The organism is Variovorax sp. RKNM96, assembly GCF_017161115.1.
Lineage (GTDB): Bacteria > Pseudomonadota > Gammaproteobacteria > Burkholderiales > Burkholderiaceae_C > Variovorax.
In genome coordinates this window covers 3699470-3724520 of record NZ_CP046508.1, presented here as the reverse complement: position 1 = coordinate 3724520, position 25051 = coordinate 3699470, and the positions used below count along the sequence as shown (strand labels likewise).

At 67.2% G+C, this 25051-nt stretch carries 24 protein-coding genes; 15 read left to right on the top strand and 9 right to left on the bottom strand.

Annotated features, from left to right (window positions below):
• The first annotated feature begins 35 nt into the window (after positions 1–35).
• The 3 genes from GNX71_RS17030 to GNX71_RS17020 all read left to right on the top strand — a co-directional run bounded on the left by GNX71_RS17030 (position 36) and on the right by GNX71_RS17020 (position 2376).
• On the top strand, positions 36–788 hold the full coding sequence (locus GNX71_RS17030; RefSeq protein ID WP_206173406.1) for an ornithine carbamoyltransferase: 753 nt from the start codon (positions 36–38) through the stop codon (positions 786–788).
• 102 nt (positions 789–890) lie between these two features.
• Complete coding sequence (locus tag GNX71_RS17025) at positions 891–1163, top strand: helix-turn-helix domain-containing protein (RefSeq protein ID WP_241026961.1); 273 nt, start codon at positions 891–893, stop codon at positions 1161–1163.
• Positions 1153–2376, top strand: coding sequence for a type II toxin-antitoxin system HipA family toxin (locus tag GNX71_RS17020; protein WP_206173404.1), 1224 nt, complete (start codon positions 1153–1155; stop codon positions 2374–2376). Before GNX71_RS17025 ends, GNX71_RS17020 begins: the two co-directional genes overlap by 11 nt.
• 27 nt (positions 2377–2403) lie before the next feature.
• Here the strand turns inward: GNX71_RS17020 and GNX71_RS17015 are convergent, their stop codons facing one another.
• Genes GNX71_RS17015 through GNX71_RS17000 form a run of 4 tightly spaced genes read right to left on the bottom strand, consistent with a single transcriptional unit; the run spans position 2404 to position 5965 of the window.
• Positions 2404–3264 (bottom strand): transporter substrate-binding domain-containing protein, encoded by an 861-nt coding sequence (locus tag GNX71_RS17015; RefSeq protein ID WP_206173403.1) that lies wholly within the window; start codon positions 3262–3264, stop codon positions 2404–2406.
• On the bottom strand, positions 3257–4084 hold the full coding sequence (locus tag GNX71_RS17010; protein WP_206173402.1) for an ABC transporter permease: 828 nt from the start codon (positions 4082–4084) through the stop codon (positions 3257–3259). Before GNX71_RS17010 ends, GNX71_RS17015 begins: the two co-directional genes overlap by 8 nt.
• Positions 4081–4890 (bottom strand): ABC transporter ATP-binding protein, encoded by an 810-nt coding sequence (locus GNX71_RS17005; protein ID WP_206173401.1) that lies wholly within the window; start codon positions 4888–4890, stop codon positions 4081–4083. Before GNX71_RS17005 ends, GNX71_RS17010 begins: the two co-directional genes overlap by 4 nt.
• Positions 4891–4912: 22 nt before the next feature.
• A complete protein-coding gene (locus GNX71_RS17000; protein ID WP_206173400.1) occupies positions 4913–5965 on the bottom strand; it encodes an ABC transporter substrate-binding protein in 1053 nt (350 codons plus the stop codon).
• Between the two features lie 153 nt (positions 5966–6118).
• Here GNX71_RS17000 and mgrA point away from each other — a divergent pair, with 153 nt between their 5' ends.
• Entirely contained in the window at positions 6119–7159 is a 1041-nt protein-coding gene (mgrA, locus tag GNX71_RS16995) for an L-glyceraldehyde 3-phosphate reductase (protein WP_206173399.1), read from the top strand.
• A 24-nt stretch (positions 7160–7183) separates the two neighbouring features.
• Here mgrA and GNX71_RS16990 read toward each other — a convergent pair whose 3' ends face one another.
• The gene (locus GNX71_RS16990; protein WP_012747952.1) at positions 7184–7390 is read right to left on the bottom strand and encodes a dodecin; all 207 of its coding nucleotides are present in this window, start codon (positions 7388–7390) and stop codon (positions 7184–7186) included.
• A 152-nt stretch (positions 7391–7542) separates the two neighbouring features.
• On the opposite strand from GNX71_RS16990, the gene GNX71_RS16985 reads away from it, so the two are divergent.
• From GNX71_RS16985 to GNX71_RS16940, 10 genes are all read left to right on the top strand, one after another.
• Positions 7543–7740 (top strand): hypothetical protein, encoded by a 198-nt coding sequence (locus GNX71_RS16985; RefSeq protein WP_206173398.1) that lies wholly within the window; start codon positions 7543–7545, stop codon positions 7738–7740.
• Between the two features lie 115 nt (positions 7741–7855).
• Positions 7856–8860: an LLM class flavin-dependent oxidoreductase gene (locus GNX71_RS16980; protein WP_206179537.1), complete on the top strand. Its 1005-nt coding sequence runs from the start codon at positions 7856–7858 to the stop codon at positions 8858–8860.
• Positions 8861–8898: 38 nt separating this feature from the next.
• Positions 8899–10242, top strand: coding sequence for an LLM class flavin-dependent oxidoreductase (locus GNX71_RS16975; RefSeq protein WP_206179536.1), 1344 nt, complete (start codon positions 8899–8901; stop codon positions 10240–10242).
• Entirely contained in the window at positions 10242–10778 is a 537-nt protein-coding gene (locus tag GNX71_RS16970; RefSeq protein WP_206173397.1) for a GNAT family N-acetyltransferase, read from the top strand. Before GNX71_RS16975 ends, GNX71_RS16970 begins: the two co-directional genes overlap by 1 nt.
• Positions 10775–12613: an amino acid ABC transporter permease/ATP-binding protein gene (locus GNX71_RS33690; RefSeq protein ID WP_206173396.1), complete on the top strand. Its 1839-nt coding sequence runs from the start codon at positions 10775–10777 to the stop codon at positions 12611–12613. Before GNX71_RS16970 ends, GNX71_RS33690 begins: the two co-directional genes overlap by 4 nt.
• Before the next feature lie 35 nt (positions 12614–12648).
• Entirely contained in the window at positions 12649–13581 is a 933-nt protein-coding gene (locus GNX71_RS16960; protein ID WP_206173395.1) for an ABC transporter substrate-binding protein, read from the top strand.
• A 58-nt stretch (positions 13582–13639) separates the two neighbouring features.
• Entirely contained in the window at positions 13640–14521 is an 882-nt protein-coding gene (locus tag GNX71_RS16955; RefSeq protein WP_241027324.1) for an ABC transporter substrate-binding protein, read from the top strand.
• Between the two features lie 13 nt (positions 14522–14534).
• Positions 14535–15584: an LLM class flavin-dependent oxidoreductase gene (locus GNX71_RS16950; RefSeq protein WP_206173393.1), complete on the top strand. Its 1050-nt coding sequence runs from the start codon at positions 14535–14537 to the stop codon at positions 15582–15584.
• A 135-nt stretch (positions 15585–15719) separates the two neighbouring features.
• Positions 15720–16670: a sulfurtransferase gene (locus GNX71_RS16945; protein WP_206173392.1), complete on the top strand. Its 951-nt coding sequence runs from the start codon at positions 15720–15722 to the stop codon at positions 16668–16670.
• Between the two features lie 130 nt (positions 16671–16800).
• On the top strand, positions 16801–17991 hold the full coding sequence (locus GNX71_RS16940; RefSeq protein ID WP_206173391.1) for a YeeE/YedE family protein: 1191 nt from the start codon (positions 16801–16803) through the stop codon (positions 17989–17991).
• On the opposite strand, the gene GNX71_RS16935 is transcribed toward GNX71_RS16940, so the two are convergent.
• Genes GNX71_RS16935 through GNX71_RS16920 form a run of 4 tightly spaced genes read right to left on the bottom strand, consistent with a single transcriptional unit; the run spans position 17975 to position 21701 of the window.
• Complete coding sequence (locus GNX71_RS16935) at positions 17975–18220, bottom strand: hypothetical protein (protein ID WP_206173390.1); 246 nt, start codon at positions 18218–18220, stop codon at positions 17975–17977. The two genes, GNX71_RS16940 and GNX71_RS16935, sit on opposite strands and share 17 nt — an antisense overlap.
• A gap of 31 nt (positions 18221–18251) precedes the next feature.
• Positions 18252–18644: a hypothetical protein gene (locus GNX71_RS16930; protein WP_206173389.1), complete on the bottom strand. Its 393-nt coding sequence runs from the start codon at positions 18642–18644 to the stop codon at positions 18252–18254.
• Positions 18645–18663: 19 nt separating this feature from the next.
• Positions 18664–20673: an alpha/beta fold hydrolase gene (locus tag GNX71_RS16925; RefSeq protein ID WP_206173388.1), complete on the bottom strand. Its 2010-nt coding sequence runs from the start codon at positions 20671–20673 to the stop codon at positions 18664–18666.
• Positions 20673–21701: a DUF4105 domain-containing protein gene (locus tag GNX71_RS16920; protein WP_206173387.1), complete on the bottom strand. Its 1029-nt coding sequence runs from the start codon at positions 21699–21701 to the stop codon at positions 20673–20675. Before GNX71_RS16920 ends, GNX71_RS16925 begins: the two co-directional genes overlap by 1 nt.
• Before the next feature lie 202 nt (positions 21702–21903).
• Between GNX71_RS16920 and GNX71_RS16915 the strand changes: the two genes are divergently transcribed.
• Positions 21904–25032 carry an amidohydrolase family protein gene (locus GNX71_RS16915; RefSeq protein ID WP_206173386.1) on the top strand — a complete coding sequence of 1043 codons (3129 nt, stop codon included), beginning with the start codon at positions 21904–21906 and terminating at the stop codon, positions 25030–25032.
• Positions 25033–25051: the final 19 nt, after the last annotated feature.

The window sequence follows — 25051 nt, the reverse complement described above, 5'->3', positions numbered from 1 at the left end:
AACACTCGTGCTCCACCAAGACAGGATGCTCGAACATGAATCTGGTCTCCCTTTCCGAATGCACGCCGGACGATCTCCGCGCCATCTGGCGCCTTGCGGGCGCGCCTGATGTGAAGCGGGGTGGCCACGTCGCCTGGTCTTTCGAAGGCAATGGCATCCGCACGCGCACGACCTTTCTGCGCGCATTCCGCGATCTCGGCCTGTCTTTCATCGAGCTTCCGAATCTGTTGAAGACGGCGGAGCGGGCCTGCGACCTGGCGGGCTACCTGGACCCGTTCTATGACATCTATGTCGTGCGTGACTCCAACGATGCGCGGCTTCAGGAGTTCGCAGCGGCCTCCAGGCGACCTGTTGTGAATGCGATGTCCGCAGAAGGGCATCCTTGCGAAGTGCTGACGGACGCCTATTTCATCGACACGAAGCTCATGCCCATCGAACGCGCCAGGGTCTGTCTCTGGGGGCCGATGACCAATGTGTTTCGCTCATGGCATGAGCTCTCGTGGGTACTCGGTTTTTCGCTCCAGCATGTCTGCGACGCACCTTTTCAAGAGGCGGACATCGTCATCACCGACAGTTGGCCCAGCGGCAGCGAAGCGACTTGCAGGCCACTGACGGAAGATGATCTGGCCGCCATGGGCCATCCCGTGCTGCTGCCGACGCCGCCGTTTTCAGTGGGCCGCGAACTCGCATTCGATCCGGTGCATCACGTGCGCTTTGCCGGCCATGGACAGAAGATGCTTCTCTTGCCGGTCCAGAAGGCGATCCTGCGACATCTGCTGGGCGACTGAGTTCGGCGTTTGACGTTTTCGAGCGGGAGGTTTGGGGCATCTGTCGGGGAAAAATGTCCTGTTTAATGGACGTTTTTACTAATTTTCCATAAAATGTGGCGTATGAAGGACAAAATCAGGCTGCCCATCGAACTAGGCCAAGCCATCCAGCGTGCGCGAAAAGAGGGCCGCCTGAAGGCGACCGACATTGCCGCGCGCTCGGGCCGCGCGCGCAACGTTCTCTATCGACTGGAGCGAGGGGAGGACATCACCCTCGCCTCGCTGTTCGACATCCTGCGCGCCATGGATCTCACGATCGGCCTGGAGCGCCTGGGCATGCCAACGCTGGAGGAAGTCACGGAACGCTTCGGACAGGAGGACGACGATGCTTCCTGAAAAGATCAAGCAGCTCGACGTCGAGATCGCCGGCGCGCCGGCCGGCCAGTTGCTCAAGCACTCGGTCTACGAATTCCGGTATCTCGACAGCGGTGTGGAGCAGCACTCGGTCGCGTTGCTGATGCCACCGACCCGGCCGACCTACCAGGACGGCGACCTCTTCGCCGTGATGGACCAGAACCTCCCCGAGGGCGACCTGTACCTGCGTCTGCGGGCGATGTTCCCCAAGCAGCAGCTCACCCAGATGCATCTGCTCGCAGTGGTGGGATCCAACGGCATCGGGCGTCTGGGCTTCCGGCTGGCGGGAGCAGAGGCGCTTGCGGCGCCCCGGATCATCGATCGCAAGACCTTGCTCGGCACCCGCTACACGCCCGAGGTATTCGACGAACTGGTGCGCGCGTACCTGAGCACGGGCGCCGGCATTGCCGGCATGCAGCCGAAGATCATGGTGCCGGACAGGGTCAGCGTTCCGGTGCCCACGATCATCGTGAAGGCCGGCGCAGCTTCCTATCCGGGCCTGTCGGCCAACGAGTTCATGTGCCTGACGGCCGCCGGCCACGCCGGCATCGAGACGCCCACATTCGACCTCTCGGACGATGGGCAACTGTTGCTGGTCGACCGGTTCGACATCGCGGCGGACGGGTCCCGGATCGGCTTCGAGGACATCGCGGCGCTGATGAACCTTCGGGTACGCGACATTCAGTCCGACCGGAAGTACCAAGGCAGCTACCAGCGCATCGCTGAGTTGATGCAATACCTCCAACTGCCCAGCGAAAACCTCGCGCGCTTCTTCGAGCAGGTGGCGTTCAGCATCATGGTGCGCAACGGCGACGGCCACCTCAAGAACTACGGGCTGCTCTACACCTCGACCGCCGATTGCCGTCTTGCGCCGATGTTCGACGTGGTGACGACCGCGCTCTACCGGTACACGCGCTACGAAGGCGGTCCCGAACTCGAGGACCGCACGCTGGCGCTCAAGCTCTTCGCGGGCAAGGGCCACACGAAGGCCTACCCGACGACCGAGGAGTTGCTGTTGTTCGGCAGCAAGGTCTGCGGGGTCGCCAAGCCGGAACTCGTTCTCGCGCGAATCGCGGAGGGGATGCGGAAGACGCTTCGCCTGGGGGCCAGTGACCCGCGAATCCCGAAGGACCTGCTGGAGAAGATGCGGGACATCTGGACCGATGGGATGACCTACGCCACCGCGGCGAGGTAGATCCCCCGATACATCGAATCCCGCCAGCTAGGAATGGCAGACAAATCCATCCTTCAGCAGCGTGATCTCGAACTGCAGATTGCCCGCACGCGCATCCCTCGCCTTGGCCAGCGTGCCGTCAGAGCGCCATTGGCGCAGGGCCGCCGCCAGATAGTCGCGCGAGGCCGCATCGCCATCGGCAAGCCGGATCGTGGCATCGGATGGCAGGCGCACGTCGCTCGCCAGCGGCTTGTAGAAGCGCCACTCCTCGTTCTGCATGAGCCGCGCGAGCACCTTGCCGTCCTCGGCCAGCGCTGCACATTCGCCGGCCATGAAGGCCGATGCCGCATGCACCGACGACGGGTAGCTGCGGGGCTGCGCACCGTAGCGCTGCGACACTGCACCTGCATAGCCCGAGCCTTCGCCGACGCAGACCGAGGCGCCGCGCAGCGCAGCTTCGTCCTGCACCTTGCCGCGGCGCAATGCGACCACGAGGCCGTGGCCGGTGTCGTAGCTGCCGGGTGCAGCGGCGATGTCCTGTGCGGTTGAAGAAGCAGGCACCCCGGCGACCAGCAGGTCGATGCGGCCTTCGCGCAGCGCGGCTTCTTGCGCGGCCGCATCGAGGCCGACCAGTTCCAGCGGCACGCCGAGCGACTGCGCCACCTGTCGCGCCAACGTCGCGTCGAAGCCATCGGGCTCGGGCGGTGTCGGTGCCTCGGGCGGGGCAGGGCGCGGATAGCGCCGCACACCGACGACCAGCTTGCCGCGCTCGATGGCACGGGCGAGCACAGGTCCCTTCGGCAGACTCGACAGCGAGGGCGTCGCAAAGGCCCATGTGCCGCCGATGCCCGCAAGCGCCACGGCCGCGGCAAGCGCCGCGCCCGCAAGAACCAGCCTGCGCTCAGTCATCGAGGCTCAGCCCCTTGCGCCAGCGCAGCAGCCGGCGCTCCAGCAAGGCGAGCAGGTAGTTGAGCAGCAACCCGAGCACGGCCAGCAGCAGGATGCCGGCGTACATCGTCGGGATCTGGAAGGTCTCCTGCGAGTTGAGCGTGAGAAAGCCCAGGCCCGAATGCGCACCGATCATCTCGGCCGCCACGAGCGCGGTGATGCTGTACGCACCCGCCAGCCGCACGCCCGTGAAGATCGAAGGCAGCGAAGCCGGCAGCACCACCTTGAAGAAGATGAAGCGCTGCGAGGCGCCCATCGACAGCGCCGAGTTGACGAGCAGGCGGTCGACCTGCTTCACGCCGCTCACTGTGCTGAGCAGCACCGGCCAGAAGGACGCCCAGAAGATGATCGCCACCTTCGAGAGTTCGCCGATGCCCAGGAACAGGATGAACACCGGGAACAGCGCGAAGGCCGAGGTCTGGCGAAAGAGCTGCAGCACCGGATCGACGATGGCCGCGAGGCGCTTCGAACTGCCGATCAAGAGGCCCAGCACCACGCCGAAGAAGCTTGCGAGCAGCAGGCCCCACAGCGAGCGCTGCAGGCTCGCGGCCAGGTGCTTCCAGAGCTGGCCGGTGTCCACGAGCTGGGCGATGCTCGCGACCACGGCGGAAGGCGGGCTCAGGTAAGCATCGCTCACGATGCCCAGGCGCGGCAGCGCCTCCCACAGCGCGAGGAAGATCACGATGCCGATGCCGCGCTCGGCCACACGCCCGAAGCCGCGCGCGAACTTGAAGAAGCGCCCCTTGGGGCGGACGACGGGCGCGTCGAGCACTGCGCTCATGACACCACGCCTTCAAGCGACCGGGGCCGCAGGCCGATCTGCACTTCGTCCTTCAGCACCTCCCACGCGCGCTGGCGCAGCGCGGCGAATTCGGTCGAGTGGCGAATCTCCGCCGACCGCGGACGCGCGAGCGGAATGTCGATGATGTCCTTGATGCGCCCGGGCCGCTGCGTCATCACCGCCACCCGGTCCGACAGATACACCGCCTCTTCGAGGCTGTGAGTGATGAAGACGATCGTCTTGCGGTACTGCTCCCAGATGCGCAGCAGCTCGCCCTGCAGGATCTCGCGCGTCTGCGCGTCGAGCGCGGCAAAGGGCTCGTCCATCAGCAGCACATCGGGCTTGTAGGCGAGCGAGCGCGCGATGGCCACGCGCTGCTTCATGCCGCCCGAGATCTCGTGCGGATAGCGGTTGGCAAAGCCGTGCAGGCCGACCAGCTCGAGGTATTCGTGCGCGGTGCGGCGGCGCTCGGCCTTGCCGATGCCGCGAATCTCGAGGCCCACCGCGATGTTGTCGAGCACCGAGAGCCACGGAAAGAGCGCATAGCCCTGGAACACCACGCCCTGGTTGCGGTTGATGCCCGCGAGCGGCTGGCCGTTGATGGCGATGCGCCCGCCGGTGCGCTCGGTGAGCCCGGCCAGGATGCCGAGGAAGGTCGACTTGCCACAGCCCGAGGGGCCGAGCACCGAGAGGAATTCACCGTCGCGCACGTCGAGGTCGAAGCCTTCGAGCACCCGCACGCGCTCGCTCGCGCCGCGCGCCGCGTAGTCCATCCGCACGTCGCGGGCCGAGATCTTGATGCTCATGGCTTTGGCAAGGTGAGTGGGGTCAAGACTTCGCGGGCTGCGCGAAGGGATTGAATTCGTTGGTGTACACGTCCTTCACCGCCACCTTGCCGGCGGCGAGCTTGCCCTCGGACTGCAGGATGTCGATGTAGTACTGGATCGGCGGCTCGGTCACCACCAGGTCGTCGACGTAGGCGTAGCGGTCGACGTTCTTCAGGTCCATGTTGATGCGCTTGGCCACGAGCTTGCGCGCCTCCTCGGTGTTGGCGTTGACCCAGTTGCCGGCCTTGGCCAGCGCCGCGACCACATCGCGCACCGCCTCGGGGTGCTGGCGGATGAACTGGCCGTGCGCGCTGTAGGGCGCCATGCCGCCGAGGCCGCCATCGAGGTCGAAGTCGCTCCACAGGCGTACCAGCGACTCGGCGTTGTCGGCGCGGCCCGAGAAGGGCGCATGGATGATCGCGAGATCGGTGTTGCCCGTCACCAGCGTCTGCTCGGCCTGCTCGTCGGGGATGACGACGAAGTTGATCTTGTTCACGTCCACGTCGTGCTGGCGCAGGTATTTCTTGGTCACGAACTCGGCGCAGGCGCCGAAGCTGTTGAAGCCGATGGTCTTGCCTTCGAGGTCCTTCGGATTGCGGATGCCCGAGTCCTTGCGAACGAAGTACTTCATGTGCGGCGCTTCCTGCAGCGTCTTGCCGCCCGCGGCGACCACCTTGAGGTCGGCGCCCGAGGCGATGGCCGAGATCACCAGCGGCACCATGCGGCTGCCGAAGTCGATCTCGCCCGTGCCCACGAGCGGGATGATCTGCGGCGCGGCGATCTTGCCGACGTATTCGGGGCGGGTGTTGGTGCCCTCGAAGTAGCCCAGTTCGTCGGCCAGGTAGATGAGGTCGAACGACGGATTGTTGGGGTACTTGAAGGCGACCTTCTCGCCGGTCTTCTTCACCACGGCCGGGCCGCCGGCCGCTGCGGTCTTGCCGCCGTCTTCGCGCGAGCAACCCGCGAGCGCCAGGCCCCCGATGGCGGTCAGCGAGGCGAGGGTCTTGAGCGCCACGCGGCGCGAAGGAATGGAAGAGGGCGTCTCGGTGGGCATGACGGCGCGCTCCGGCACGGGAGCGGTGGGGCTGGTTGGGAAGCGACGATCCTAGAAAGCCCTGTCCGCGTCACCAACGAAGAAAACCGCGCATGCATATGCGCAAACACGCGGGCATCATGTCGCTCCCTTCCCACTTTTCCTCCGCATCCCATGACCTACCTTGCCGCCCCCGAGCGCTACGACGCCATTCCCTACCGCCGCGTCGGGCGCAGCGGGCTCGTGCTGCCCGCCATCTCGCTCGGCCTGTGGCACAACTTCGGCGACAGCACGCCGATCGACGTGCAGCGCAAGCTGCTGCGCACGGCCTTCGACCTGGGCATCAATCACTTCGACCTGGCCAACAACTACGGCCCGCCGTACGGCAGCGCCGAGACCAATTTCGGCCGCCTGCTGCGCGAGGACTTCAAGGCCTACCGCGACGAACTCATCATCTCCAGCAAGGCCGGCTGGGACATGTGGCCCGGCCCGTACGGCCAGGGCGGAGGCTCCCGCAAATACGTGCTCGCGAGCCTCGACCAGAGCCTGCAGCGCCTGGGCCTCGACTATGTCGACATCTTCTATTCGCACCGGTTCGATCCGCACACGCCACTGGAAGAAACTGCTTCCGCGCTGGCGCAGGCCGTGCAGCAGGGCAAGGCGCTCTACATCGGCATCTCGTCCTATTCCGCCGGCAAGACGCGCGAGATCGCCGCGCTGCTGCGCGAATGGAAGGTGCCGCTGCTCATCCACCAACCGGCCTACAACCTGTTCAACCGCTGGATCGAGAAAGACCTGCTCGATGCCACCGGCGAACTCGGCGCGGGCGTGATCGCCTTCACGCCGCTCGCGCAAGGGCTGCTCACCGACAAGTACCTCAAGGGCATTCCGGCCGATGCGCGCATCAACCGGCCCGGCGGCGGCTCGCTCAAGCAGGAGCACCTGTCCCATGACAACGTGGAACGCGCACGCGCGCTCAACGAGATCGCCAAGCGCCGCGGCCAGAGCCTCGCGCAGCTCGCGTTGACGTGGACACTGCGCGATCCGCGCGTGAGTTCCGCGCTCATCGGTGCGAGCCGGACCGAGCAGATCGTCGACAACGTCGCGGCGCTGCGCCATGCGCCGCTGAGCGCCGAAGAGCTCGCGGAGATCGACAAGTACGCGGTGGAAGGCGGCGTGAATCTCTGGGAAAAGCCGTCGACCGATTTCGCGTGATGCCTGCGGTCGCGCTGGGGTCGGCTACTCCAGCGTGAACCCGATCTTCACCGTCACCTGCCAGTGTGCGACCTTGCCGTCCACCACATGGCCGCGCGTTTCGGTGACGGTGAACCACTGGATGTTGCGCACCGTCTCGTGGGCCTTGGCGATCGCGGTCTGTACCGCATCCTCGATGCCGATGGGCGACGAGCCGGTCAGCTCGAGGGACTTGTAGACGTGGTTCGACATGTCTCTGCTCCTTGTGAATGAGTGTGTGGAGCCATCGTAGTCACGGCGCGCGGTGGCGGGTGGAATTTTCTGCATCAGGTAACTCGCAATCCTTCTTTGAGAACGCGAGGTGGCTGCGCAGAATCCCGGCAGCGTTCACCCGGAAGTTCCCCATGCCACAGCGCAGTCCCTATGTTTCCCCGGCGGCACAAGCCCGCCTTGTTGTCGCGCTGACCATCGCAGCGTGGCGCATCGCGCCGTCTTCGCCGCACGAGGTGGCGCGGCGCGCGCCGCATGGCTATGTGCCGATTCGCGCCATGCGGCGCTTCCATGCGGCTGCTGCGCTGGCCTTGCTGCCGCATTCGTGGTGAGCGGCCGGCCCCTGAACAATATGCAGATATCGATAGAGGAAATCAGCGCAAGCGGTGCGCACGATGCCCAAGAGAATTCGCAGCAATTCTTTCAAAGGCGTCATTGCTGCACACCGTGTCCTATTCGCTGTCTCTGCTCGACAAGAGTCTGATCCCCGAGGGCGCCGATGCCGCCCAAGCGTTCCAGCACACGATCGCGCTCGCTCAAAGCGCCGAGCGCCTGGGCTACCGCCGCTACTGGCTCGCGGAACATCACGGCAATCGCGGCTACGCCGGCTCGGCGCCCGAAGTGCTGGCCTCGCACCTGCTTGCAAAGACCTCGCGCATCCGCGTCGGCACCGGCGGCGTCATGCTTCAGCACTACAGCCCGTTCAAGGTCGCGGAGACCTTCCGGGTACTCGCGTCGCTCGCGCCGGGCCGTGTGGACCTGGGCGTCGGCAAGGCGCCCGGCGGTCTGCCGCTGACCAGCAAGGCACTGCAGTGGCTGCACGATCCGGAAAAGAAGAAGGAAGACTTCGCGGTTCGCCTCGCGGAGCTCGATGCGTTCCTGCACGACGGCGTCGCTGCGGACCATGCACTGGCCGGCGCGGTTGCCACGCCGAACCCTCCGCAGTTGCCGCAACGCGTGCTGCTCGGCGGCACGCCCGAGAGCGCGACGCTCGCGGCGCGCCTCGGCTGGGAGTTCGTCTACGCCGGGCACTTCAACGGCGACCCGGTGAACATCGGGCAATCCATCGAGGCCTACCGTTCGGCCACCGGCCGCGCGCCTCTGCTCGCGCTCTTCGCCTTCGCGGCCGAGACGCATGAGAAGGCGGCCGAGCTCGTCGGCGCGCTGCGCAGCTTCAAGGTGCACCTGCCCAGCGGCCAGAGTGTGAACCTCGGGAGCCTCGAAGCCGCGGCCGAGTTCGCGCGGCAGGCCGGCGTGGCCGACTACCGCACCGAGGAGCGGCGCCCGCACGTGATCGCAGGCACCGCCGACGAGGTGCGCGACGAACTCGATGCACTGAGCGAGCGCTACGGCATCGAGGAGTTCGTCATCGACATCCCCGTGGCGGGTTTCGCCGAGCGCGCCACCGCTGTCGAACTGCTGGCCCAGGCGCGCGAGCCCGCGCTGGCCTGAGCCCTTTCGCCTTTCTCTTTCCACCTCAAGAAAAACACATCGCGATGAGCAACATCAAGTTCGGCGTCATGCTGCAAGGTGCCGGCAGCCACATGAATTCCTGGAAGCACCCGGGCGGCCCGGCCGATGCCAGCGTCAACCTCGATTTCTTCGTGCGCACCGCGAAGAAGGCCGAAGACAACGGCATCGCGTTCGCCTTCGTGGCGGACGGGCTCTACATCAACGAGAAGTCGATCCCGCATTTCTTGAATCGCTTCGAGCCGATCTCGATCCTCTCGGCGCTCGCGACCGTCACCTCGAAGATCGGCCTCGCGGGCACCGTCTCCAGCTCGTACAGCGATCCGTTCACGGTGGCGCGCCAGTTCGCTTCGCTCGACCTGATCAGCGGCGGGCGCGCGGGCTGGAACGTGGTGACCACGCCGCTCGAAGGCAGCGCGAAGAACTACAGCCGCAACCACCCCGAGCATGCGCTGCGCTACGAGATCGCTGACGAGTACCTGGCCGTGACGCAGGGCCTGTGGGACAGCTGGGATGAAGACGCCTTCGTGCGCAACCGCGAGACCGGCCAGTTCTTCGACCGCGAGAAGCTGCACACGCTGGACCACAAGGGGCGCTTCTTCCAGGTGGCGGGGCCGCTCAACATCCAGCGTTCGCCGCAGGGGCAGCCGGTGATTTTCCAGGCCGGCTCGTCGGATGCGGGCGTGGGCCTCGCGGGCAAGTATGCGGATGCGGTGTTCACCCATTCGCCGTCGATCGAGGAGACGCGCGCCTTCCTGAAGCAGGTGAAGGCCAGCGCGGTGGCGCAGGGCCGGCAGGCCGACGACGTGAAGATCTTCCCTGGCATCGGCCCGGTCGTCGCGGCCACCGAGGAAGAGGCCGAGGCCAAGTACAGGGCGATTCGCGAGCTGCTGACCATCGAGGAAGCCCTGGCCTACCTGGGCCGCTTCTTCGATCACCACGACTTCAGCCAGTACCCGCTGGACGAGGCTTTCCCGGAACTCGGCGAGATCGGCCGGAACAGCTTCCGCTCGACCACCGACCGCATCAAGGCCAAGGCGAAGGCCGGCGGCCAGACGCTGCGCGAGGTGGCCCTCGAAGTCGCCACGCCGCGCACGCAGTTCGTGGGCACGGGCGAGCGCATTGCCGACGAGATCATCCGCTGGGTGGACGAGGGCGCGGCCGATGGCTTCATCCTCGGCTTTCCGGTGCTGGGGCAGGGGCTGGACGACTTCATCGAGTTCGTGATTCCCGTGCTGGAGGCGCGTGGCCGCTACCAGCGCGATCTGCCCGGCCAGACGCTGCGCGATCACCTCGGGCTGCCGCGCAAGGCGAGCCGCTATGCGGCGGCAGGCGACGCCGACATCAAGCGAAAGGCCGCGTGATGAGCGAACAGTTCGTCTACACCACGCCGGTCGATCCGCGCGCCCAGCCGCTGGTCGAGGGCCTGACCTTCGAGTACGACAGCCGCTACGGCGACGTGCTGCGCGAACCCGGCACACCGCGCGAGATGGACCGCTATCCACCCGAGGCGTTCGCACCGCCGCACGGCAACTTCGTGCTGCTGCTGCGCGACGGCATCGCCATCGGCGGCGGGGCCTTCATGCGGCATGACGAGCGCACCGCCGAACTCAAGCGCGTGTGGACGCGCACCGACCTGCGCCGGCAGGGCCTTGCGAGCAAGGTGCTGCTGGAGCTGGAGGCGCAGGTGCGCCGCCAGGGCTATGAACGCATCTACCTCACGACGGGCTTTCGCCAGCCCGAGGCCGTGGGCCTGTATCGCGGCCATGGCTACACCGCATTGTTCGAAGAAGCCGCGGACCCCGAAGTGCCGCGCAAGCTGCCGTTCGAGAAGCACCTGGTGGTGCAGTGTCACCATGGCCAGCACGCCGCGGCGTTGAGCGAGGCGGTGCAGCGATGAACACCACCACCATCCTGGACGTCGGCCCCGAGCCACGCAACCCGGCACCGGTTCGTCCTGCGGCCCGGCCCGAGTCTTCAGCGCCACAGCAGGCCGCACCCGCGAAGGGCGACTACTCGCACTTCCGCGTGGTGCCCGCGAAGTACCCGGCGCGCACGGTCGGCACGGTGTTCGCCGTGCTGCTCATCGGCATCGTGCTGCATTCGGTGCTGACCAATCCGCGCTGGGGCTGGGGCGTTTTCGCCGAATGGTTCTTCTCGGAGCCGGTGCTCGCAGGGCTCGGCCGCACATTGCTCCTGACGGCGCTGGGTGCGGTGTTCGGCTTCGTGCTGGGCACCGGGCTGGCGCTGGCACGCGTCTCGCGCTCGCCGCTGCTGGCGCGGCTGTCGTGGGTGTTCACCTGGCTCTTCCGCTCGGTGCCGATCATCGTGCTGCTGTTGATCATCAACAACCTCGGCTACCTCTACGAGACGGTGGCACTGGGCATCCCGGGCACGGACATCACCTTCTTCTCGTACCCGACCACGCAACTGATCAGCCCGTTCATTGCCGCGCTGCTGGGCCTCACGCTGAACCAGGCGGCCTTTGCCTCGGAGATCGTGCGCGGCGGCATCCTGTCGGTGGAGCAGGGGCAGCTCGAAGCGGCGGCGGCGCTGGGCCTTTCGCGCAAGCGCCAGGCCTTTCGCATCGTGCTGCCGCAGGCGATGCGGACCATCTTGCCGACGGCGTTCAACGACATCATCGGTCTCGCCAAGGGCACGTCGAACCTCTACATCCTCGCGCTGCCCGAGCTGTTCTACACGATCCAGATCATCTACCGGCGCAACCTGGAAGTGATTCCGCTGCTGATGGTGGCGACCGTCTGGTACCTGGTGATCCTCACGGTGCTGTCGGTGGCGCAGCACTACATCGAGCGGCATTTCTCGCGCGGTGCGCTGCGCAATCCGCCGCGCTCGCGGCTGGCCGGGCTGGCGCGCGGGCTGTGGCGGTCGAAGGCGCCGGTGGCGGTGGAGCCGGTGGTGTCCGCGCCGCCCGCACCGGTGCTGGTACCGCGCTGGACCGATCCGCTCACGCTGGGCGGCGAGGTCACGATCCATGGTGTCTCGAAGAGCTTCGGCGCACTCAAGGTGCTCGACGACGTGACGCTCACCGTGCCGCAGGGCAGCGTGACGGTGATCCTTGGCCAGTCGGGCTCGGGCAAGTCGACGCTGCTGCGCGCGATCAACCACCTGGAGCGCGTGGACGACGGCTTCATCGCGATCGACGGCGAACTCATCGGCTACCGGCGCGATGAGGACACGCTGTACGAGCTGCACGAGAAGGACATCCTCAAGCGCCGCGTCGACGTCGGCATGGTGTTCCAGAACTTCAACCTGTTTCCGCACCTCACGGTGCTCGAGAACATCGTCGAGGCGCCCGTGTCGGTACGCGGCCTGGCACGTGCCGAGGCCGAGGCACTGGCTTCGGAGCTCTTGGTGCGCGTGGGCCTCGGCGACAAGACGCATGCGTATCCCCGTCAGCTCTCCGGCGGCCAACAGCAGCGCGTGGCCATTGCCCGTGCGCTCGCGCTCAAGCCCAAGGTGCTGTTGTTCGACGAGCCCACCTCGGCGCTCGACCCCGAGCTGGTGGGCGAGGTGCTGGCGGTCATCAATGAGCTCGCGCGGTCGGGCACCACGCTGGTCATCGTGACGCACGAGATCGGCTTTGCCCGCGAGGTGGCCGACACCATCGTCTTCATGGAGCAGGGCCGCATTCTCGAAACCGGCACGCCCGACAAGGTGTTCAACGCGCCTTCGCATCCGCGCACGGCCGAGTTCCTGGCCAAGGTTCTCTGACTGCTTTTTTCCCCTCTCTGACTGAAATCCTTCCCATGATCCATCGCAAGAACATCCTCTCCGCGCTCCTGGGCGTCGCCATGCTGATGCCCCTGGCCGCATCGGCTCAGCGAGCTGCCGCCGCCGACGACCTGAGCCCGGAACAGGCCGGCCGCCCGCGTTCGCAGAAGGTGGAAGAGGCCGTCAGGCTCGCCAAGGATTTCAAGTTCCTGAAGGAGGGCGTGCTGGTCGTGGGTACCACCACGGGACGGCTGCCGCTGGCGGCGTACGCCACCGACACGAAGACGCCCGTGGGCAATGCACCCGACATCGCACAGCTCGTGGCCGACAGCCTGGGCCGCAAGCTCGAGCTGGTCTCCACCGTCTGGGCCGACTGGCCGCTGGGCCTGCAGTCGGGCAAGTTCGACGTGGTGGTGTCCAACGTGACCGTGACCGAGGAGCGCAAGGAGAAGTTCGATTTCTCCACCTACCGCAACGACCAGTTGGGCATCTACGTGAAGTCCGACAGCAAGCTCGGCGCGATCAAGGAGCCGAAGGACATCGCAGGGCTCAAGCTCATCGTGTCGGCCAGCACGAACCAGGAGCAGATCCTGCTGCGCTGGAACAAGCAGAACATCGCGGCCGGGCTGAAGCCCGTGGAGATCCAGTACTACGACGACGATGTGGTGCAGCGCCTCGCGCTCCAGTCGGGCCGCGCCGATGCTTACGTCGGCCCCAACGCCCTGGCTGCCTACGAGGCACGCGACGGCAAGACGCGGCTCGCCGGCCTGGTCTCAGGTGGCTGGCCGCTGAATGCCGAGATCGCAGTCACCTCCCGCAAGGGCTCGGGCATTGCCGAGGCCATCACGGTGGCGCTGAACGCGCAGATCAAGAACGGCAACTACGCGAAGGCCCTGTCGCGCTGGAACCTGAGCTCCGAAGCCATCGAGGTGGCGCGCACCAATCCGCCGGGCCTGCCGAAGAACTGAGGCCGAAGCCACCATGTCTTTCAAGACCCAAGTGGGCGCGCTGGTCGCCTTCGGCCTGATGGCCGCAACGACGGTGCACGCCGCCGACAAGTTCGACTTCAGCCCCGAGCAGAAAGGCCGACTGCACACGGCCAAGGACGCCGAAGCGGTCAACGCCATTCCACCGGGCTTCAAGTTCGTGAAGGAGGGTGTGCTGACCATCGCGATCGCACCGTTCGCGCCGCCCATCTCCACCTATGCCACCGACGCGAAAACCGTCGTCGGCTTCGATCCCGACTTCGCACTCCTCATTGCCGAGTCGCTGGGCCTGAAGCTCGAGCTGCAGCCCGTCGCGTGGGCCGATTGGCCGCTGGGCCTGGCCTCGGGCAAGTACGACGCGGTGATCTCCAACGTGGGCGTGACCGAGCAGCGCAAGGAGAAGTTCGATTTCTCCACCTACCGGCTCGGCCTGCACGGCTTCTATGTGCGTACGGACAGCGCCATCAAATCGATCAAGGAGCCGAAGGATGTGGCGGGCCTGAAGCTCACGACCGGCGCCGGCACGAACCAGGAGCGCATCCTGCTCGAATGGGACCGCCAGAACGTGGCCGCGGGCCTGAAGCCGGTCGCGATCCAGTACTTCGACGACGATGTGACCCGTTGGCTGGCGGTGACGACCAAGCGCGTCGATGCCAACTTCAACCCCAACGCGCCGCAGGCCTACGAGGCGGCGAAGAACGGGCAGCTGCGGCTGGTCGGCACGGTGAATGCGGGCTGGCCGCTGAAGTCGGACGTGGCGATCGCCACGCGCAAGGGCAGCGGGCTGGCGACGGCGCTGAGCGTCGCGGCCAACAGCCTGATCCGCAGCGGCACCTACGGCAAGGCGCTCGCGCGCTGGAGCCTCACGGAAGAGGCGCTGCCGAAGTCCGAGATCAATCCACCCGGCCTGCCCAAGTTCTGAAAGCGGCGACACCGTGGCCATCCATCACATCGGCTTTCTCACGCCCGGCAACTACGCCGAGGCGAATCCGCTGGCCGGCCTCGAGGCGGCGCTGAAGCTCTTCGAATTCGGCGAGCGACGCGGCTTCGACAGCGCCTGGGTGCGGCAGCGGCACCTGGAGCGCGGCGTGTCATCGGCCACGACCATCCTCGCGGCCGCGACGCAGCGCACGCGCCGCATCGAGCTGGGCGCCGCGGTGATCCAGATGGGCTATGAGAACCCGTTCCGCCTCGCCGAAGACCTGGCCACCGTCGACGTGCTCTCGCGCGGCCGGCTGCAGGTGGGCCTGAGCGCGGGTGTGCCGCCGCATGGTGCGCTGCTGGGCAGCCGCTTCTACGACGTGGCGCCCAACACCATCGACTTCACGCACAAGCGCGTGGCGCGCCTCAGGGCCAACCTGGAAGACGTGCTGCTCGGTGACGAAGACACCTTCGTCGAGTCGGCCGGCGGGCGCGTGCGTCCGCGTGTGCAGCCTTATGCGCCGGGGCTGATCGACCGGCTCTGGTACGGCGGCGGCTCGCTGCGTTCGGCCGAATGGGCGGGGCGCAACGGATTCAACCTGCTCCTGGGCAACGTGCTGTCGGGCGAGCACACGGACGATTTCCTGCAGGCGCAGTCGGCCCTCATCGAACGCTATCGCGCCAGCGAGGCCGGGCCGCGTGCGGGCAGGGTGGCGCTGGGCCGCGTGATCGTGCCGCTGGACGGTGCCGATGCGGCCACGCGAAAGCGCTATCGCGAGTTCGCGGCGGGCCGCGTCGAGCGCACGCTCACGCCGCAGGGCGAGCGGCGCACGCTCTTCGCGACGGACCTCGTGGGCACGTCCGACGAAATCCTGGAGCGGCTTCGCAAGGATCCGGTGCTGCCGCAGGTGAGCGAACTGCGTGTGGAGCTGCCCTACAACTTTGCGAGCGAAGAGTACGAGCAGATCCTGGACGACCTCGCACGCCGCATCGCACCGAAGCTGGGATGGCATGCGCCCGCCGAGCCCAAGCCCGTGCGCGAAGCCGCGCTGCTGGCAGATTGATGCGGCTTCCCTTAATTGTGTTGGGTGTATTCGCTGAATTGGTTATGGACTTATCGCAAACGCTTCGTTGGTGATCGGCGCGCGCTTGCCTAGAGTCCAGTCTCGTTTTTCATGATCATTCACAAGGAGTCCCGCATGTCGATTCTCAGCAGATGGTGGCGAGCCGCGTCCTTCGCCACGCTGACCTTCCTGGCCACCTCGCCCGTTGCGTTCGCGCAGGCATCGGCCGACGGCAGCGGCCCGCTCGTGTCGACCGAGTGGCTCGAGAAGAACCTCAAGAACCCGAAGCTGCGCGTGATCGAGGTCAGCGTGAACCCCGGCCTCTACGAGCGCGGCCACATCCCCGGCGCCGTCAACTTCTCGTGGCACAACGACCTGAACGACCGCGTGCGGCGCGACATCGTGAGCCAGGCCGATTTCGAGAAGCTGCTGTCCGCCGCCGGCGTGGACAAGGACACCACCATCGTCCTGTACGGCGACAACAACAACTGGTTCGCGGCATGGGGCGCCTGGGTGTTCGACCAGTACGGCCTGTCGAACGTGAAGTTGCTCGACGGCGGCCGCAAGAAATGGGAAGCCGAGAACCGGGGCCTGGACAACCGCGCGCCCGAGTACGCCGCCACCCGCTTCAAGGTGACGCAACCCAATCCGCAGATTCGCGCGCGGCTGGCCGACGTGCTGGCCGTGGCCGAAGGCAAGAGCGACACGAAGCTGGTCGACATCCGCTCGGCCGACGAGTACAGCGGCAAGATCTTCGCGCCCGCCGGCGCCGCCGAGCTGGCGGTGCGCGCGGGCCACATCCCCGGCGCGGCCAACGTGCCGTGGGGCCGAGCGGTCAATGAAGACGGCACCTTCAAGTCGGCCGCCGAGCTGAAGGCGCTCTATGCGGGCGTGGGCATCGACGGCAGCAAGCCGGCCATCACCTACTGCCGCATCGGCGAGCGTTCGAGCCACACCTGGTTCGCGCTCAACAGGATCCTTGGCTACAAGAACGTGCGCAACTACGACGGCTCGTGGACCGAATACGGCAACGCCGTCGGTGTGCCGGTCAACAACCCGAGCGGCACGGTCTGGGCTTCCAAGTGACAGGTTTCCAAACAGGTTGACGAATGAGTTCGAGGTGAGTCGGAGTCAGGTTGTCTTTACCGCCAACTTGATGGACGACTTTTGAGCGGGCCCTCGGGCTCGCTTTTTTTATGGATGACCCGGAACGGACATGGCCACTTCATCGCCTTCACTCTCTCGCACCGGCCTTGTAGCCGCAACCGCGACGCTGTTGCTGATCGCCGCCGGTGTGCACCTGCTCGGCGAGCGCAGCGGCGGCCGGGCGCTCGCGTTCGCACTCGGGCTGGGCGCAGTGCTTGGCGTGGTGCTGCAGCGGTCGCGCTTCTGCTTCTACTGCCATGCGCGCGACTACTTCGAGGGCGGCGACGCGCGCGGGTTGCTCGCCATCGTCGCTGCGCTCGCGGTCGGCACGGTGGGCATGCACGTCGTCATGACGGGCTGGCTGCCGGTGCCGCAGCCGGGCCGCCTGCCGCCCGATGCGCACATCGGCCCGGTGAGTTGGGCGCTGGTGCTCGCGGGCCTGGCCTTCGGCGCGGGCATGGTGATGTCTGGCTCGTGCATCAGCGCGCATTGGTACCGGCTGGGCGAAGGCTCGCCGACCGCGCCGTTCGCGCTGCTGGGAGCGGCGGGCGGTTTCCTGCTGGGCTTCAACAGCTGGAACTGGCTCTACAGCGCGACCATCGCCACCGCGCCGGTGGTGTGGCTGCCGCATCACCTGGGCTATGCGGGGTCGGCCGTGTTGCAGCTCGCACTGCTCGGCGTGTTGAGCGCCGCGCTCTGGCGACGGCTGCCCACGACCGAAGCGCCGGCAACAACGCCCCGCAACTTTGCCGCGGCGCTGCGCGGCCTGCTGCAGGGACGTTGGGCGTATGGATGGGGTGGCCTCGCGGTCGGCGCGATCGCGGTGATCGTGGTGCTGCGGCTGCGCCCGCTGGGCGTGACGGCCGCACTCGGCAGCGCCGCGCGCGACCTCGGCAACGCGCAGGGCATGTTGCCGCAGCGGCTCGACGGGCTCGACGGCTTCGGCGGCTGCGTCACAGCCGTGGTCGAGAGCCTCTGGCAGACGCCCAATGCATTGCTGGTCGGCGGCATCGTGGCCGGTGCGCTGGCCGCAGCGCTTGCGAGCGGGCAGTTCAAGCCCGCATGGCCGAAGCCGGGCCAGATCGTGCGCGGCCTTGGCGGCGGCGTGCTGCTCGGATGGGGCGCGATGACCGGCCTCGGCTGCACGGTCGGCAACCTGCTTTCCGGCACCATGGCCGGTGCGCTGTCGGGCTGGGTGTTCGGTGCGAGCGTGCTGTTTGCGGTGTGGGCGGGGCTGCGCGTGCTCAATCGCGGTCGATGAAGACGCCTGCGCACAGCGCGATGCCGACCACGTAGAGCAACCAGGTCCACGGGACCGCGTAGGGATAGAACATCAGCGCCACGCCGATCCATTTGCTTCGCTTGCGGCCCGAACGCTTGCCGTACCTGTACGCCGCGATGCCCGCGAGGCCGAACAGGACGGCACCGAAGATGTAGGCCGGGCTCGGCAGCGTGATGCCGAGCGACTGCAATGCTTGCAAGTTGTCCATGGGGCGCTATTAACGCACGCCAGTATTACGTTCACTGTGCCCGCAGGGGACCGAAGAAACCGGTGATGTTGAGGATCCTGCTGCCGTCCTCCGAGAATTCGACGTAGTCGAAGCCGTCCATCTCCAGGCCATAGGCCGTGCCGTCGACTTCGAGCGGCACTGGCGACTTCAGCAGCCATGCGAAACGGCCGACCGCGTGGTGCACGTCCAGCTGGCTGGCCGGCACGATGAACGCACCGGGGTAGCGGGCCCGGAAGTCGAGGATGACCGCCGCCAGTTCCTCCGGACCGGTGGCGGTCGGCGTGATGGGGTCGGTGTAGGTGCTGGCGGGTGTCCAGCACAGCGCCAGCGCCTCGCGGATGTCCCGTTCGCTGGCCTGGGCCCAGGCGGAGGAGTAGTTTTGAACGGTGGCGGAATGGGTCACTGGGTTTCCTTGTCTTGCTTCATCGCGAGCAGGGCCGTCCTTCGGCCGCGCCCACGGAAGGAAGCTTGACAGGGGTGTCCTGACAACGTGGTGTCAGCAGCAGTTGTTCCCGGAGGATGCGCCGTATCTCCAGGATGGCCAGCGGGTTCTCCTGCACGCTGTGTGCCGACCGAAGCACCAGCTCGGACGCGGCGCCATCCAGGTGCGCGCTCTCGTAGGGCACGATGCCGTCGCTCGACAGCGCCTGCGCGACACCGGGCGTGTCGTTGCCGATGATCGAGTGGAAGTGCACGCGCGGGTTCATCGGGAGGCCCGAGGACATCTGCACGAAGGCATCGCGGTCGCTCAGGTTGTCGATGCTGTTGGGAATGCGCAACGGCCCGATGTCCTGCTTGCCGGGCGCGATGCGCATCAGATCGCGCGAAATGTCGTTCAGCTGCCCCAGCATTGCCACCGGCAGCGTGATGAGGTTGGCCACCCAGCGCGCCACGCGGTTGTTGGCGAACGGCGTGCCGCGGTGCGGCGAGGCGATGAAGATCGCATCGCTCACCTGCGGCAGCGGCTCGAAGCGCAGGTAGGGCGCGAGCCGCTGCTCGATGCGCTGCTGCTGCGCGCCCTGCATGGGGTAGCTCGTGAGGAGCGCGTCCCACAGCTTGTCGCCCGACGAGGACACCAAGAGGCGCGACAGCACGCCGCCCATGCTGTGTCCGATCAGCGTGATGTTGCGCGAGGCCTCGGCCTGGCCGCCCGGATCGAAGTGCGCCAGCGTCTCGGTGATGGCCTGGCGGATCGCGAAGTTGTTGATCGGCAGCGGCGCGTTCGTCGGGTAGTAGACCTGCCAGATCTGGTAGCTGCGGCGCAGGGTTTCGTCGCCCAGCACCTCGTTGGCCACGTTGATCCACGCCTCGGGGCTGCTCGCGAGGCCGTGCAGCATGATGACCGTGCGCCGGTTCGGGTCGTAGGGCTGCATCAGGTAGATGCGTGGCCGGGTGAGCCCGTCGGCGCTGCCGAACAGGCTGCGCAGGGCCTGGCGTGCGAAGTCGGAGCGGGCGAGCCAGAGGCCGTAGCCGGAGGTGAAGTTGGCGGCAAGCGGAATGTCCTGTTCGGCAAGCCGCGTGGTCGACGTGCGGTAGGGGTCGAACACCACGATGCGCGCGGTGTGCGTGGCGAGCACCGCGCGCAGGTCCGCGCCTTCGAAGCGCAGGAGCGCGGTAAGGCCGGGGAAGGGCATCTCGCTGTAGGGCGGCGTGTCGTCCTCGGTCTTGTTGTCCGCAGAGAGGGGCGAAGGAGGCGAGGGCGCCGGCTGGTTGGTCTCCACCACCAGCTCGGCGCCGAATCCATCGCGCCGGTAGGTATTGCGCAGGCCCGAGAAGGTGAGCGAGGCGGCGGGAATCAGCGCCTGCGGCACCGGATCGTCGGGACGCAGTTCGAGCGCGGACAGGTCGGTGTCGATGCGCCAGGCGCCCACCTGCGGCACGCGCGGCAGCGCATCGTCGCCTGCGAGGCCGCTCTGGCGGTAGCGGCTGAAGAGGCCGGTGATGGCTTGCTGCACCGCGTAGTTGTAGTAGTCGCGCACCTGCGTCTGGCGGTCTTCGAAGGCCCGGTCGCGCGGCTTGCGCGTGGTGAAGAACAGGTAGGCGTAGGCATGGCGCGCGGTCTCCAGGTAGGCCTCGATGGTCTCGGGCGCAGAGGGGCCGGCATTCGCGCCACCGGCCTTGCCGGCCTTGAGCGCCACCTGCAGCCAGACTTCCGAGAGGGCGGAGAGCCGCTGCTCGTCGCTGAGTCCGGTGGAGTCGGCCAGCGCCTGGCGGCAGGCCTGTCCGTCCGCGGTGCACTGGTCGGCGTCCGAGCCGATCACGCGCAGCACCTCTTGCGCCGAGGTGCTCAGCTTGCCGGTGATGAGCACGTCGCCGCGGCGCTGCGCCAGGTATTCGGAGGGCGAGATCGAGCCGACCGTGACGCCGGCACAGCCGGTCAGCAGCAGGGCGGCGCACAACAGCAATGAAGAAAAGCAAAAGCGCGAGCGCATCACGGCTTGCTCCCCGCGTCGGCGCCCGGCAGCCCGCGCCGGATGGCTTGCGAGAAGCTGTCCGTGCCGGGGTTCTTGTCGAAGGCGATCGCGCGTTCGGTGATGCGTCCGGCCGCGCGCAGTTGCGCCATGTCGTGACTCGGTGTCAGGCCACCCACGTCGTGGAGGTAGTCGGGCAGGTAGCCCGACGCCAGCAGCCGCCAATCCATCGGCAGCCCCGGCACCACATGCCTGGCGAGCGCGTAGACGATGGTCGTGCAGTTGGCGGTGATCGTGTTGTAGAAGCTCGGCGCACGCACCAGCGCCGCGCCTTCATTCAGATAGCCGAGGAACAGCGAGCGCATCTCGGCCTGGGGCAGGCGCACGCGGTACATGTAGACGTCTTCGCCGCGCACGTTGGTGCGCACCCGCAGGATGTCGTGCTCGTCGGCCGCGACGAGGCTCATCTCGAACTCCTTGAAGAAGCCGCCGACGGACGAGAAGCTCTCGCCGCTTTCCTTGCGGATCTCGATGGAGAAGGTGACGAACTGGCCGTCGTCGAAGCCGAAGGACACGAGCGTGTGGGCGATGGCCGGGCCGGTCCAGTAGGAGAGCGACACGTCGACCGAGCGAAGGCGGTCGAGGTCGTAGCGGCGGGTTTCCCAGCGCGGGGTGTAGTCGGTGTCGGTGCGCCAGTCGAAGTTGCGCACGTTCTCCATCGTGACCATGTTTCCGTCGACGCGTGCGACGAGTTGCCGCGCCACGTCGTCGGCCCAGACGCGATCCTGCGAAGGCAGGATGGTGCCCCACCACGCGAGCACCATGGCGAAGCCCACGGCATAGGAGAGCAGGGCGCGTGCGGCCTTGCCGCGCCACAGCAGCGCGATCGCCGCGAGGCCGAAGCCGGCCCAGAGCACCACGGCCCCGATCTTGATGGCAGGCGTTGCCGGTAGCTGGTACCACAGGGCCGCACAGGCCCATGCGGCCGTGAGCAGCACGGCGAGCGAGGCCAGGAGGCGGCCGGAAAAACGCAGGAGGGTTCGAATCATGGAAGAAGGCTTGCAACGAATTCATTACGCGAGAGGCGCAATGCAACGCCGAAGCTTACGACGTGGCGGCGGCTTGGTCTCCACCGGTAACGGGTAAGCGCGCTGTCAGAAAGCACACACAGAGTGAGCCGGCGCGCCCCCGGTGTGCCGCTCGTCCGCAGGCGAATGTGCGGAACAAGAAGACCAACAGGAGACCTCCCTCATGAAGAAGATGCGCAAACACGCGCCGGCCCTGGCTGTTGCCGCGGCCGTTTCGGTGCTGATCGCCGGATGCGGCGGCAGCAGCAGCGGCCTCGTTGCCCGTACCGATTCCACGGGCGTCACGAAGCCCGCCGTGCCGATCACGAGCGTGAACACGCTGCAAGGCTCGACCAAGGATGTGTCGGTGGAATTCCACGAAGGCACCAACATGGCGGCCGCGCCGTCGCCCGACGGCAAGCGCATCGCGTTCACCGCGATGGGCGCGCTCTGGATGCTTCCGCTGCGCGGCGGCATCGCCACGCGCATCACGGGCTGGGACATGGAGCCGACGGCGCCGGTGTGGTCGCCCGATGGCAGCCTCGTCGCGTTCCAGAACTACGATGCGGAAGGCAACTACCACCTGTGGGTCGTCAACCCCGACGGGTCGGGCCTGCGGCGCATCACGACCGGCCCCTATGACGACCGCGAACCGGCATGGACGCCGGACGGCAAGGGCCTGGTCTTCGCATCGGACCGCAGCAACGACGGCAACTACAAGATCTGGCGCGTATCGCTGGATTCGGTCTATACGATGCTCACCTCGGGCCCTGGCGCGGAGAGCAACCCGGCGCTCTCGCCCGACGGCAAGCAGCTGGCTTTCGTGGATACGGCCCGCGTCTTCACCCGACCCGTGGGCGGCACCGAGGCGCCGAAGCTTGTCGGCGCTGGCACCATGCCCGCGTGGGCGCCCGACGGTTCGGGCCTGGTGTTCCAGACCGACCGCAAGACACTGAGCGTGCGCGGCAAGGACGTGGCGCAGAACGAAGACTTCTTCCCGTTCCCGGTCCGGCATCTTGCGGACGGCCGCTTCCTGTACACGGCGGACGGGCAGATCAAGATCCGCAACGCCGCCGGCGAGGCGCCTGCCAACGTGCCGTTCAGCGCGACGCTGACAGTGCGCCGGCCCGCCATCGACAAGCAGAAGGACCGCGGCTTCAACGCCATGGGTCCGCAGCCGGTGCGCGGCATCAGCGGACCGGTGATTTCGCCCGACGGCCAGAGCGTGGCCTTCGTGGCGCTGAACGACGTGTGGGTGATGAAGATCGGCCAGGCGCCCGTGCGCCTGACCAACGACAAGGCGCGCGACGGCAGCCCGCAGTTCACGCCCGACGGGCGCGCCGTCTACTTCTCGACCGAGAAGGGCAACGGCGGCGCACTGGCCATCGACCAGGTCGAGATCGGCTCGAAGCGGCGCACGCGCCTTGCGGCGATCCAGGCCAAGTCGATGGTCACGCCGAAGATGTCGCCGACCGGAGACCGCATCGCCTACACCACCGGTTCGGGCCAGCTCGAGGTGTGGGACATCGCCTCGCGCACCCCGCAGGTGGTGATCGCGCAGGTGAGCTCGCAGGTCAGCACGCCCTCGTGGCTGCCGGACGGCAAGCGGGTGGTGCTGGTGGACAACGAGCGCATCAACAACCGCTTTCGCGAGGGCTACAACAAGCTGCGCGTGATCGACATCGCGGCCAGGACCGGCACCTTTCACGCCGTGGCCAAGGAACCGATGCAGATCTCCGACCGCGAGGAGGGCGCCGCGGTCGTCTCGCCGGACGGCACCAAGGTCGCCTTCATCATGGATTCGGTGCTGTGCGTGATGCAGCTGAACCCCGACGGCTCGCTCTTCGGCGCGCCGATCAGGCTCGCGGCAGAGGCGGCGGACATGCCTTCGTGGGCGGGCGACTCGCGCACCATCCTCTACAAGGCGACCGACAAGCTCAAGACCATCGCGGCCGACGGCTCGGGCGCCAGGGAAATTCCGCTCGATCTCTCGTGGACGCAGGCCGTGTCGACCGGAACCACCATCGTGCGCGCGGGCCGGCTGTGGGACGGCAACAGCGAGACCCTGCGCACCGATGTCGACATCGTGATCAACGGCAACCGCATCACGGCGATTCGCCCGCACGATCCGGCGGCTGCGCGGCGTGCCCGCAAGTACATCGACGCCTCGGCGCTCACCGTGATGCCGGGGCTGTGGGACCCGCACTTCCATCCACTCACGCTGTACCAGGGCGGACAGTACGGGCAGGTGGCCGCTTCGATGCTGGCGTATGGCATCACCTCGACGCAGTCGGTCGCGGGGCCGCTGCACCAGAGCATCGAGATGCGCGAGGCGCTGGAGGCGGGCAACCTCGTGGGCCCGCGCCTGTTCGTCTCGCCGCCGCTGTGGGAGGGCAACCGGCTCTTCTACAGCTTTGCGCGGACCCTGCGCACGCCCGAGGTGGCCGACCTGGAGATCGCGAAGGCCAAGGCCATGGGCGTCGACTACCTGAAGTCGTACGTGCGTGCGCCGATCCCGATCATGGCGAAGATCGCGCAGGCCGGGCTCGACATGGGCGTGCCCACCGGCACGCACATGCTGGCGCCGGGCGCGGCGGCCGGCATCGGCGGCACCACGCACCTGTCGGCGACGCAGCGCATGGGCTATGGCTGGTCGAAGTCGGTCGGCGGCTTCACTTACCAGGACGCGTACGACCTGCATGCGAAGGCCGATTTCCGTCTGGTCGACACGCTGTTCTCCTCGCTCGCGCTGGTGGGGGAAGACCCGTTGATGACCAGCGACGACCGCTTCAAGCTGCTGATCCCGCCGAACTTCCTCACGGGCCTGCGTGACACCAAGGCGCCGACGCCGGCCGTGCTGCAGCTCGCCCGCAAGGACGCCGAGCAATCGGCCAAGGTGCAGCGCGCGGGTGGGCTCCTGGCCATCGGCACCGACACGCCGCTGGTCGCGCCCGGCATCGCGCTGCAGACCAACCTGCGCGCGGCGGGCATGGCCGCGACCAACCACCAGGCACTGCAGGACGTGACCATCAACGCCGCGCGGATGAGCCGCGTCGAGCAGGACCTGGGCACGGTGGAGGTCGGCAAGCTGGCCGACCTGGTGATCGTGCGCGGCAATCCGCTGCAGGACCTGAAGGCCGCGGCCGCCGTCGAGTACGTGGTGAAAAACGGCGTGAGCATGTCGCTCGGCGAGATCCTCGCGCCGTTCCGCACGCCGGCGGCCTTGCACGAGCGCAGGAAGGCGGTGGTCGCCTATGAGAAGCTGTGCCGTGCCGACCCGCACAACTGCGCGGACATGAACCACGCGGACTGAGCGCGTCCGCTTCGCTGGT